Origin of the sequence: Kitasatospora sp. NPDC057738 (genome assembly GCF_042798815.1) — a bacterium.
Classification (GTDB): domain Bacteria; phylum Actinomycetota; class Actinomycetes; order Streptomycetales; family Streptomycetaceae; genus Kitasatospora; species Kitasatospora lactacystinica.
Genome location: NZ_JBHVJT010000097.1, coordinates 1 through 13,081, shown reverse-complemented (window position 1 = coordinate 13,081; position 13,081 = coordinate 1). Strand labels below are relative to the sequence as shown.

The 13,081-nt window shown below is 78.0% G+C and carries 1 protein-coding gene; it reads right to left on the bottom strand.

The genetic code is table 11. From position 1 onward, the window contains the following. Positions 1-13,081 (bottom strand): type I polyketide synthase (locus ACFVGO_RS35520; protein ID WP_380636248.1); only part of this gene is annotated, 13,081 nt, incomplete at both ends.

Here is a 13,081-nt window from a genome sequence, read left to right as displayed (position 1 = left end):
CCCACCCTGGCCGCCCGGGCCAGGTCGGCGCCGGTGAGGTGGCCGGTGATGCCGCTGGACTCGGCCCACAGGCCCCAGGCCAGCGAGACGCCGGCCAGGCCGCGGGCCCGCCGCTGGGCGGCGAGGGCGTCCAGGAAGCCGTTCGCGGCGGCGTAGTTGCCCTGCCCGGGCGGGCCGAGCACGGCGGCGACGGAGGAGAACAGCACGAACATCGCGAGGTCGCGGTCGGCGGTCAGCTCGTGCAGGTGGAGCGCGGCGTCCGCCTTGGGGCGCAGGACGGTGGCGAGCTGTTCGGCGGTGAGGGCGGTGACCACGCCGTCGTCGACCACGCCGGCGGTGTGGATGACGCCGGTGAGCGGGTGCTCGGCGGGGATCGCGGCGAGCACCGCGGCCAGCGCGTCCCGGTCGGCGGCGTCGCAGGCCGCGAGGGTCGTCTCGGCGCCCAGGTCCCGCAGCTCGTCGGCGAGTTCGGCAGCTCCCGGGCCGTCGGCGCCGCGCCGGCTGAGCAGCAGCAGGTGCCGCACGCCGTGCTCGGCGACCAGGTGGCGGGCCAGCAGCCCGCCCAGGGTGCCGGTGCCGCCGGTGATCAGCACGGTGCCCTCGGGGTCGAGCGGCACCGGGACGGTGACCACGTTCTTGCCGACGTGCTTGGCCTGGCTGATGTGCCGGAACACGGCGGGCGCCTCGCGGACGTCCCACGCGGTGATCGGCAGCAGCCGCAGCGCACCGGACTCGAACAGGCCGAGCACCTCGGCGAGGATCTCGCCCATCCGCTGCGGGCCGGCCTCGGAGGGGTCGAAGGCGCGGTAGCGCACGCCGGGGTGGTCGGCGGCGACGCTCTCGGCGTCACGCGGGTCGGCCTTGCCCATGTCGGCGAAGCGCCCGCCCTCGGCGAGCAGCCGCAGCGAGGCGTCCGTGAACTCGCCGGCCAGCGAGTTCAGCACCACGTCCACGCCGCGTCCGCCGGTGGCGGTACGGAAGGACTCCTCGAAGGCGAGGTCGCGGGAGGAGGCGATGTGGGCGTCGTCCAGACCGGCCGCGCGCAGCGCGTCCCACTTGCCGGGGTTGGCGGTGCCGTACACCTCCAGGCCCAGGTGCCGGGCGAGTTGGACGGCGGCCATGCCGACGCCACCGGCCGCCGCGTGCACCAGGACGGACTCGCCGGGCCGGGCCGCGGCCACATCGACCAGTCCGTAGTAGGCGGTCACGAAGACGACCGGCATCGAGGCGGCCTCGGTGAAGGTCCAGCCGGCCGGGATCCGGGCGAGCCGGCGCCGGTCGGCGACGGCGACGGGGCCGAAGCCGCCGGGGAACAGGCCGAAGACCCGCTCGCCGGGGGCGAGGTCGGTGACCTCGGCGCCGACCTCCAGGACGACGCCGGCGCCCTCGGAGCCCAGCTCGGCGCGCTCGGGGTACATGCCGAGCGCGAGCAGCACGTCGCGGAAGTTCACACCGGCCGCGCGGACGCCGATCCGCACCTCGCCGGGGCCGAGCGGCCGCTCGGCGGTGTCGGCGGGCAGCAGCCGCAGGCTGGTCAGGATGCCGGGCTCGGTGGGGTCGAGGGTCCAGGCGGCGGCGTCCTCGGGGACGGTCAGCGCGGCGGAGGCGGGCACGCGCACCAGTCGGGGCGCGTACAGGGCGCCGCCGCGCGCGGCGAGCTGGTTCTCCCCCAGCTCCACCGCCCGGCGGACCAGCGCCCAGTCGGCCGAGCCGTCGTCGTCGAGCAGCAGGACGCGGTCCGGGTGCTCGGACTGGGCCGAGCGCAGCAGGCCCCACACCGCGGCGCCCGCCGGGTCGGCGGGCTCCTCGCCCGGGTGGACGGCCGCGGCACCGCGGGTGACGACCACCAGGCGGTCGGCCTCGTCCCGGTCGCCGGACAGCCAGCGCCGGGCGGCGTCGAGCGCCCCGGCGGTGGCGGTGCGGGCCCGGGCGGCGTCGTCCGCGCCGGTCGCCTCGACCCGGTGCAGCACCAGGGCCGCGCGGGCGTGGCCGGCCTCGACGGCGGACAGCTCCGCCACCGGGCACTCCTCGGCGGCGGCGCCGGCCGGCAGCGCGCTCCACTCGACCGCGAACAGCGCGTCGCCGGCCTCGGCGCGGCGGCCGTCCGGCTGACCGGTGGGCGCCGGCCGCAGGGTCAGCGAGCGGACGTCGGCCACCGGTGCGCCGGTGGCGTCGGCGACCCGGATCGAGATCGCGTCCCGGCCCGCGGGGGCGAGCCGGACCCGGGCCACGGAGGCGCCGGTGGCGTGCAGGGTCACCCCGGACCAGGCGAACGGCAGCGGCGTCGCGCCGGCGTCGTCGAGGAACCCGCCGACGGTGGTGGCGTGCATGGCCGCGTCGAGCAGCGCCGGGTGGACGCCGTAGCCGGCGGCCTCCTCGGCGGCGCCCGCCGGGAGGGCGATCTCCGCGTAGACGGCGCCCTCGGCCCGCCAGGCCCGGCGCAGCCCGCGGAAGACCGGCCCGTAGCCGTAGCCGGCCTCGGTCAGCCGCTCGTAGTAGCCGTCCAGCTCCACCGGTTCGGCGTCGGCCGGCGGCCAGGCGGAGAGGTCGTACGGTTCGGCGTCCGTCCCGGCGGCCAGGGCGCCGGAGGCGTGCCGGGTCCAGCCGGCCGCGCCGTCGGGCTGGGCGTGGACGGCCACCGGGCGGTCGCCGGCCGGGTCCGGGTCGCCGACCCGCACCTGGATGCGGACGCCGCCGGTGGCGGGGACGGCCAGCGGGGCCTCGACCATCAGCTCGCGCAGCGCGGTGCAGCCGACCTCCCGGCCGGCCCGCAGCGCCAGTTCCACGAAGCCGGTGCCGGGCAGGATCGCCGTGCCGCGCACGGCGTGGTCGGCCAGCCAGGGCTGGGCGGCGAGCGACAGCCGGCCGGTGAGCAGCGCGCCCTCGCCGTCGGCGAGCGGCACGGCGGCGGTCAGCAGCGGGTGCTCGGTCGGCAGCAGGCCGGCGCCGGTCACGTCGGCCCCGGACCGGCCGGGGCGCAGCCAGTAGGGCCGGCGCTGGAAGGCGTACGGGGGCAGGGTGATCCGGCGGCCGCCGCGGTCGGCGAGGACGGCGGACCAGTCCACCGCGGCGCCCCGGGTCCAGGCGGTGGCGACGGCGGCCAGCAGGGTCTCGGCCTCGGGCCGCTCGCCCCGGGAGGCGGGCACCAGTGCGGCGTCGTCCCGGCCGGTGGCGTCCAGGGTGAGGCGCGCCATGGCGGTGAGCACCGCCTCCGGGCCGAGCTCCAGGAAGCGGGTCGCGCCCTGGCCGGCGAGCCAGCGCACGCCGTCGGCGAAGCGGACGGCCCCGCGGACGTGCCGCACCCAGTACTCGGGGGTGCAGATCTCCTCGGCGCCGACGGCGGTGCCGGTGAGGTTGGAGACCACCGGCAGCCGCGGCGGGTGGTAGGCGAGGCCCTCGGCGACGGCGCGGAACTCGGCGAGCATCGGCTCCATCAGCGCCGAGTGGAAGGCGTGCGAGACCCGCAGCCGGCTGGTCCGGCGGCCCTCGGCGCGCCAGTGCCCGGCCAGGTCGGCGATCGCGTCCTGCGGTCCGGAGACCACGATCGCCCGCGGGCCGTTGACGGCGGCGACGTCGACCCCGTCGTGGGCGGCGAGCGCCTCGGCGGCCCCGGCCTCGTCGATCTCGACGGCCAGCATCGCGCCGCCGGCGGGCAGCGCCTGCATCAGCCGGCCGCGCGCGGCGACCAGGGTGCAGGCGTCGTCCAGCGAGAGCACGCCCGCGACGTGGGCGGCGGCGATCTCGCCGATGGAGTGGCCGAGCAGGAAGTCGGGGCGCACGCCCCAGTCCTCCAGCAGCCGGAACAGCGCCACCTCGAAGGCGAACAGCGCGGCCTGGGTGTGGACGGTCCGGTCCAGCAGGGCCGCCTCGGGGGTGTCCGCCTCGGCGAACATCACCGCGCGCAGCGGGTGGTCCAGCTCGGTGTCGAGCCGGGCGCAGACGGCGTCCAGGGCGTCGGCGAACACCGGGAAGGCGGTGTAGAGGGCGCGGCCCATGCCGGGGCGCTGGGAGCCCTGGCCGGAGAACAGGAACGCCGAGCGGCCGTCGGCGCTCTCGCCGCGCAGCACGCCGGGCGCCTCGGCGCCGGTGGCCAGCGCGCCGAGGCCGGCGAGCAGGCCGGTACGGTCGGCGGCCAGGACGACGGCGCGGTGCGCCAGGCCGGTGCGGCCGGTGGCCAGCGCCAGCGCGATGTCGGCCGGGTCCGGGTCGGTGCCCGTCCCCGCGTCGGCGAAGCCGTGCAGCCGCTCGGCCTGGGCGGCGAGCGCGCTGGGGTCGGCGGCGGACAGCAGCCACGGCAGCGGCGCCCCGGTGGCGGGTGCCGCCGGGCCGCGGGCCGCCGTCTCGTCGACGGGGGCGCTCTCCAGGATGACGTGGGCGTTGGTGCCGCTGACGCCGAAGGAGGAGACGCCGGCCCGCAGCGGTCGGCCGTTCTCGGGCCAGGGCTGCGTGGCGGTCGGCAGCTCGATCGCGCCGGCCGACCAGTCCACGTGCGGTGAGGGCGCGTCCAGGTGGAGCAGGCCGGGCAGCTCGCCGTGGCGCATCGCCATGACCGTCTTGATCACCCCGGCGACGCCGGCGGCGGCCTGGGTGTGCCCGATGTTGGACTTCACCGAGCCGAGCAGCAGCGGCCGGTCGGCCGGTCGGTCCTGGCCGTAGGTGGCCAGCAGCGCCTGGGCCTCGATCGGGTCGCCCAGCTTGGTGCCGGTGCCGTGCGCCTCGACGGCGTCGACCTCGGCGGCCGTCAGTCCGGCGTTGGCGAGGGCCTGGCGGATCACCCGCTGCTGGGCGGGGCCGTTGGGGGCGGTGAGGCCGTTGGAGGCGCCGTCCTGGTTGACCGCGCTGCCTCGCAGCACGGCGAGCACCCGGTGCCCGTTGCGGCGGGCGTCGGAGAGCCGCTCGACCAGCAGCATGCCCACGCCCTCGGCCCAGCTGGTGCCGTCCGCCGCCGCCGAGAACGGCTTGCAGCGGCCGTCGACGGCGAGGCCGCGCTGCCGGCTGAACTCGATGAAGGAGTCGGGCGACACCATCACCGTCACGCCGCCCGCGAGGGCGATGCCGCACTCGCCGGAGCGCAGCGCCCCGGCCGCCATGTGCAGGGCGACCAGCGAGGAGGAGCAGGCGGTGTCCACCGTGATGGCGGGGCCCTCCAGGCCGAAGGTGTACGCGAGCCGGCCGGAGGCGACGCTGGTCGTGGTGCCGGTCAGCACGTGGCCCTCGACGCCGTCGGGCAGCACCGCGCCCTGCCCGTAGCCGGAGGAGGTCATGCCGACGAAGACGCCGCCCTGGCTGCCGCGCACGGCGGTGGCGTCGATGCCGGCGTCCTCGAAGGCCTCCCAGGCGGCCTCCAGCAGCAGCCGCTGCTGCGGGTCCATCGCCAGCGCCTCGCGCGGGGAGATCCCGAACAGGCCGGCGTCGAACTCGCCCGCGCCGGTGAGGAAGCCGCCGGAGCGGACGTAGGTGTGCCCCTGCCGGTCGGGGTCCGGGTCGTAGAGGCCCTCGACGTCCCAGCCGCGGTCGGTCGGGAAGTCGACGATCGCGTCCCCGCCGGCCGCGACCAGCCGCCAGAGGTCCTCGGGGCCCTCGACGCCGCCGGGGAAGCGGCAGCTCATGCCGATGATCGCGATGGGCTCGTCGGTGGCGGCGGTGGCCGTCGCGGCCGGGCCGGAGTCGAGCCCGCCGACCAGGTAGCGGGTCATCTCGCCGATGGTCGGGTGGTCGAACACGGCGGTGGCGGGCACCGGGGTGCCGGTGCCGGCCGCCAGGCGCTTGCCCAGTTCGACGGCGGTCAGCGAGTCGAAGCCGAGGTCCTTGAAGGTCCGGCCGGTTTCCAGGCCGCTCGGGTCGGCGTGCCCGAGCACCGCGGCGACCTCGGCGCGGACGACGGCCAGGGTCTCCCGCTCGCGCTCGGCGGCGGACAGTGCGGCGATCCGGCCGCCGAGGGCGGCCGCGCCGTCGGTGCCGGCGGCGGCCGCGGCGGTGCGCGGGCCGGGCAGGTCGGCGAGCAGCGGGCTGGGCCGGGCGGAGGTGAAGGAGGCGGTGAAGGTCGTCCAGTCGACGTCGGCGACGACGACGGTGGTCTCGTCCCGGTCGACGGCCCGGTCCAGCGCGGCCAGGGCCAGCCGCGGGTCCATGGCCGGGATGCCGCGGCGGCTCAGGAAGTCCGCGCCGCGGCCGTCCGGGCCGCCGGACCACGGGCCCCAGGCGACGGAGGTGGCCGGCAGGCCGAGCGACCGGCGGTGCTCGGCCAGGGCGTCGAGGTAGCTGTTGCCGGCCGCGTAGGCGGCCTGGCCGCCGCTGCCCCAGACCCCGGCGATCGAGGAGAACAGCACGAAGGCGTCCAGCGGCACGTCCGCGAGCGCGGCGTGCAGCCGGGCGGCGCCGGCGGTCTTGGCGGCGAGGACGGCCGCGAACTCTGCCGGACCGGTCAGCTCCAGGGCCTCGGTCGGGCCGACCTCGGCGGTGAGGACCACGCCCGCGACGGGGTGCTCGGCCAGCAGCGCGGCGAGCGCGTCGGCGTCGCCGAGGTCGCAGACGGCCACGGTGGCCGGGGTGCCGGCCCCGGTCGACTCGGCGGCGAAGTCGGCGAGTTCCCCGGACGGTGCGGAGGCGACCAGCAGCAGGTGCGCCGCGCCGCGGCCGGCCGCCCAGCGGGCGGCCTGGCGGCCGAGGGCACCGTCGGCTCCGGCGACCAGGACGGTGCCGGTCAGCCGCCGGCCCTCGCCGGCGGGCGCGGGCTCGGGGGCGCGCAGCAGCCGGGCGGCGTAGGTCCCGGAGGACCGTACGGCGCTCTGGTCCTCACCGGTGGCGCCCGAGAGGAGGGCCGCGAGGCGCCGCCCGGCGCGCTCGTCGAGGACCGGCGGCAGGTCGATCAGGCCGCCGGTGCGGTCCGGGTGCTCCAGCGCCAGCGACCGGCCGAAGCCCCAGAGCTGGGCCTGCACCGGGTGGTCCAGCCGGTCGGCCCGGCCGGTGGAGACGGCGCCCCGGGTCAGGGTCCACAGCGGGGCGGTGATCCCGGCGTCCCCGAGCGCCTGCACCAGCGTCAGCGACACCGCCAGGCCGGCGGGCAGCACCGTCCCGGGCAGCGGCTCCTCGGCCAGGCCGGCCAGCGAGACCACGCCGGCGAACGGCTCGGCCGCGGGAAGCGCCGCGCGGAGGGTGTCGGCCAGGGCCGTACGGCCGACGGCCGGGTCGGCCACGACCAGGGTCACGGTCTGCGCACCGGCGGTGCGGATCGCCGCGACCACCTCCTCGGCGGCGGTCTCCTCGGCGGCCACCACCAGCCAGGTGCCGGTCAGGGCGACCGCCCCGCGCGGGGCGTCCACCGGCTTCCAGCCGATCCGGTAGCGCCAGGAGTCCAGCGTCGAGCGGTCCCGGCGGCGGCGCCGCCAGTCGGCCAGCGCGGGCAGCACCGAGCCGAGCAGCTCCGGCGTGTCCTCCAGCCGCAGCGCCTCGGAGAGCTCGGCCAGGTCCTCGCGTTCCACGGCGTCCCAGAACCGGGCCTCGGCCGGGTCGCCCTCGGCCGCCGGGGCGGCGGCCTGCTCCAGCCAGTAGCGCTCGCGCTGGAAGGCGTAGGTCGGCAGCTCGATCCGGCGGCCGGCGGGCAGCAGCGTGGTGAAGTCGACGGCCACGCCGGCGGTCCAGGCCTCGGCCAGGGCGGTCAGCAGCTGCTCGGGGCCGCCCTGGCCTCGCCGCAGCGTGCCCAGCACGGCCGTCGCGGTCCCGGCCGCGTCGGCGGTCTCCTGCACGCCGACCGTCAGCACCGGGTGGGGGCTGCACTCGACGAACACCGCCCGGCCGCTGCTCAGCAGCGCGCGGGTGGCTTCCTCGAAGCGCACCGGGGAGCGCAGGTTGTCGAACCAGTACTCCGCGCCCATCCGGGCGGTGTCGATCGGGGTGCCGGTCAGGGTGGAGTAGAGCGGCACGGTGGAGGTCACCGGGGCGACCTCGGCCAGGTCGTCCAGGATGCGCCCGCGCAGCCGGTCGACCTGGGCGGAGTGCGAGGCGTAGTCGACGGGAATGCGGCGGGCCCGTACGTCCTGCTCCTCGCAGAGCGCCATCAGCCCGTCCAGCGCGTCCGGCTCGCCCGAGACCACCGTCGAGGACGGTCCGTTGTACGCGGCCACCGAGATCCGGCCGTCGAAGCCCGCGATCAGCTCCTCGACCACCGCACTGCCCGCCGCGACGGACACCATCCCGCCGCCACCGGCCAGTTCGATCAGCGCCCGGCTGCGCAGCGCGACCACCCGGGCGCCGTCCTCGACGGACAGCGCACCCGCGACCACCGCGGCGGCGATCTCGCCCTGCGAGTGACCGATCACGGCCGACGGCTCCACACCGTGCGCCCGCCACACCTCCGCCAGCGACACCATCACGGCCCACAGCACCGGCTGGACCACGTCCACCCGGTCCAAGTCCGCGCCCGAACGCAGCACCTCGGTCAGCGACCAGTCCGTGAACGGCGCCAACGCCGCCTCGCACGCGGCCAACCGCGCCGCGAACACCGGTGAGGCCTCGGCGAGTTCCCACGCCATGCCCACCCACTGCGAACCCTGACCCGGGAACACGAACACCACGTCACCCGGGACGACCCGACCCCGGACCACACCCTCGCCACCGAGCACCGCGAGCCCGTCCAGCAGCGCCTGACGGTCCGCACCCAGCACCACCGCACGGTGCTCCAGACCCGCCCGCGACAGCAGCGCGGACGCCACATCCGCCACCGACGACTCCGGACGCCCCAGCACGAACTCCCGCAGCCGCTCCGCCTGCGCACCCAGCGCCGCCGGCGTCCGGCCCGACAGCAGCCACGGCAGCACACCCCCGGCCTCCGTGGGCTCCTCGGCCGCCGTCGCGGGCGCGGCCTCCAGGATCAGGTGCGCGTTGGTGCCGCTCATGCCGAACGAGGAGACGCCCGCCCGGCGCGGGCGACCGGCCTGCGGCCAGGGGCGCGCCTCGGACAGCAGCTCCACGGCGCCCGTCGCCCACTCCACGTGCGGGGACGGCTCGTCCACGTGCAGCGTCGCCGGCAGCACGCCGTGCCGCATCGCCAGCACCATCTTGATCACGCCCGCCACGCCGGCCGCGGCCTGGGTGTGCCCGATGTTCGACTTCACCGAGCCCAGCCACAGCGGCTCGCCGGCCCGCTCCTGGCCGTAGGTGGCCAGCAGGGCGTGCGCCTCGATCGGGTCGCCCAGCGTGGTGCCGGTGCCGTGCGCCTCGACGGCGTCGACCTCGGCGGCCGCGACTCCGGCGTTGGCCAGCGCCTGGCGGATCACCCGCTCCTGCGACGGGCCGTTCGGCGCCGTCAGACCGTTCGACGCACCGTCCTGGTTGATGGCGGTGCCGCGGATCACCGCCAGCACCTGGTGCCCGTTGCGGCGGGCGTCGGAGAGCCGCTCCAGCATGACCAGGCCGACGCCCTCGGCCAGCCCGAAGCCGTCCGCACCCGAACCGAAGGCCCGGCAGCGGCCGTCCTCGGACAGTCCGCGCAGTCGGCTGAACTCGATGAACAGGCCCGGGGTGGACATCACGGCGGCGCCGCCGGCCAGGGCGAGGTCGCACTCGCCGCCCCGCAGCGACTGCACCGCGAGGTGCAGGGCGACCAGCGAGGAGGAGCAGGCGGTGTCCACGGTGACCGCCGGGCCCTCCAGGCCGAGCGCGTACGCCACCCGGCCGGAGGCGACGCTGCCCGCGCTGCCGGTGACCCGGTAGCCCCCGTAGTTCTCCAGGGCGTGGTCCATCCGCGGGCCGTACTCCTGGGTGGCGACACCGGTGAACACGCCGGTGGCGCTGTGCCGCAGCGTGGTCGGGTCGATGCCGGCGCGCTCGACGACCTCCCAGGCCGTCTCCAGCAGCAGCCGCTGCTGCGGGTCCGCGGCGGCCGCCTCGCGCGGCGAGATGCCGAAGAACGCGGCGTCGAACAGGTCGGCGTCGTACAGGAAGCCGCCCTCGCGGGTGTACGAGCGGCCCGGCTCGTCGGGGTCCGCGTGGTACAGCCGGTCGAGGTCCCAGCCGCGGTTGGCGGGCAGGGTGGAGATCATGTCGCCGCGTTCGGCGACGACCTGCCACAGCTCCTCGGGCGAGCCGATGCCGCCGGGGAAGCGGCAGCCCATCGCGACGATCGCGATCGGCTCGCCCGGGGCGGCGGTCGCGGCCCTGGCCGCCGTCGGCGCCGGGCCGGTGCCGGTGGCGTCGGTCAGCAGGGCGAGCAGGTGGTCGGCGAGCGCGTTCGGCGTGGGGTGGTCGAAGGCGACGGTGGTGGGCAGCCGCAGGCCCGACGCCGCGTTCAGCCGGTTGCGGAACTCCACCGCGATCAGCGAGTCGAAGCCGAGCGCCTTGAACGCGCCGTCCACCGCGATCCCGGCCGGGTCGGCGTGGCCCAGCGCGGTCGCGGCACTGGAGCGGACCAGGTCCAGCAGGGTGCGGCGGCGGTCGGCGGCGGGCAGCACGGTCAGCCGGTCGGCCAGGCCGCTCGCCGCCGCGGCGGCCGACGCCCGGCGCAGCGGGGTGCGGATCAGGCCGCGCAGCACCGCGGGGACGGCCTCGGCGCGGCCGGCCGCCTCGGCGACGGCGATCCGGGCCGGGGCGATCAGCGGGCGGCCGTCGGCGAGGGCCGCGTCGAAGAGCGCGAGGCCCTGCTCGGCGGTCATCGGTGCCAGGCCGCCGCGGACCAGGCGGGCCCGGTCGGCCTCGCCGAGCCGGCCGCCCATGCCCTCGCCGTGCGCCCAGAGGCCGGAGAGCAGCGCCTGGGCGGGCAGCCCGAGGGCGTGCCGGTGCTGGGCGAGCGCGTCGAGGAAGCCGTTGGCGGCGCCGTAGCTGCCCTGGCCGGCGGCGCCGACGGTGCTGGCCAGCGAGGAGAAGAGCACGAACGCGCTCAGGTCGAGGTCGCGGGTGAGCCGGTGCAGGTTCCAGGCCGCGTCGGCCTTGGGGCGCAGCACCGCGTCCAGCTGCTCGGGGCGCAGCCGCTGCACGGAGGCGTCGTCGACCACGCCGGCGGCGTGCACCACGGCGGTGAGCGGGTGCTCGGCCGGGACGGCGGCCAGCAGGGCGGCCAGGGCGGCCGGATCGGCCGCGTCGCAGGCGGCGGCGGTGACCTCGGCGTCCAGCCCGGCGGTCAGCTCCGCGAGTTCCCCGGTGGGCAGGCCGCGGCGGCCGACCAGCAGCAGGTGGCGGACCCCGTGCGCGGTGACCAGGTGCCGGGCCAGCAGGCGGCCGATGGCGCCGGTGCCGCCGGTCAGCAGGACGGTGCCGTCCGGGTCGAACGGGGTGCGGGCGGGCTCGGCCCCGGCGTGCGGGGCGGGTCCGGCCTTGACCAGCCGCGGCGCCAGCAGGCGGCCGGCGCGCAGCGCGAGCTGCGGCTCGTCGCCGGCGAGGGCGTCGCGCAGGGCCTCGTCGGTGGGCCGCTCGCCGTCGTGGTCGAGGATCAGGATGCGGCCGGGGTGCTCGATCTGGGCGCTGCGGGCCAGGCCGAGGACGGCGGCCGCGGCGAGGTCGCGCACCTCCTCGTCCGGGCCGGCGGCGAGGGCCTGCCGGGTGAGCAGGACGAGTCGGGAGTCGGCCCGGCCCTCCTCGGCGAGGAAGGCCTGGATCAGCCCGAGGGCGCTGCGGGTCAGGGCGTGGGCGCTCTCGGCGGGGGCGTCGGGGTCGCCGGTGACCGGGACGAGGACGGCCTCGGGCGCCGGGCCGCCGTCGAGCGGCGGCAGGCCCTGGGCGAGGTCGGCCGGGACGGTCCGGACGGCGCCGCCGGTGGCGGGGGTGGCGCCGGTGGCGGCGGGGATCCAGTCGAGCCGGTGGAGCGGGTCGGCGGTGCTCCGGCCGGCGGCCGACCGCTCCGGGTCGACGGCCCGCAGGACGAGCGCGTCGACGTCCAGGACGGCGGCGCCCGCTGGGTCGCTCAGCGTGACGGCGTAGCCGCCCTCGGGGCCGGCGGGCGCGGCGTGCACCCGGACGGCGGTGGCCCCGGCGGCGTGCAGCCGGACGCCGGCGAACGAGAAGGCGAGCCGGGTGGTCGCCGGGTCGCCGTCGAGCAGCAGCACGTGCAGTGCGGCGTCCAGCAGCGCCGGGTGGATGCCGAAGCCCTCGGTCGGGAGCGTCTCGGGGAGGGTGATCTCGGCGAACAGCTCCTCGCCGCGCCGCCAGGCGGCGGTCAGGCCCTGGAAGGCCGGGCCGTAGGCGTAGCCGCGCCCGGCCAGGCCGGGGTAGGCGTCCTGGACCGCGAGCGGGACGGCGCCGGCGGGTGGCCAGGCGCCCTGCGGCGCGGGCGCGGCGGCCGGTCCGGCGGTCAGCGCGCCGGTGGCGTGCCAGGTCCAGGGGCGGTCCTCGGCGGCGGCCCGCGGGCGGGAGTGGACGGTGACGGGGCGGCGGCCCGCCTCGTCCGGCGGCAGCAGCACCACCTGGATCTGGACGGAGCCGTCGGCCGGGAGGACCAGCGGGCTCTGGAGGGTGAGCTCCTCCAGGTGCGGGTGGCCGCAGCGCAGGCCCGCGTGCAGCGCGAGGTCGACGAGCGCGGAGCCGGGCAGCACGACCGCGCCGTTGACCACGTGGTCGGCGAGCCAGGGCTGGTCGGCGGTGGCGAGCCGGCCGGTGAGGACGAGGGTGTCGTCGCCCGCGAGGGTGACGGCGGCGCCGGCCAGCGGGTGGTCGGCGGGGTCGAGGCCGAGACCGGTGGCGTCGGTCGAGCCGGCGCCGGGCGCCAGCCAGTACCGCTCGCGCTGGAAGGGGTAGGTGGGCAGCGGGACCCGCCGGGCGGAGCCGGGGAAGGCGTCCGCCCAGTCCACCGCGACGCCGGCGACGTACGCCTCGGCGAGCGCGCCGAGGAACCGCTCGGGGCCGCCGTGGTCGCGGCGCAGGGTGCCGAGGGCGGCGCCGCCGCGGCCGTCGGCCTCCAGCGTCTCCTGGACGCCGACGGTGAGCACGGGGTGCGGGCTGGACTCGACGAAGGTGCGGTGGCCGGCCGCGAGCAGCGCCCGCACGGTGGGCTCGAAGCGCACCACCTGGCGCAGGTTGCGGAACCAGTAGTCGGTGTCGAGTTCGGTGGTCGCCAGCAGGCCGCCGGTGACGGTGGACCAGAAGGCCGTGTGGC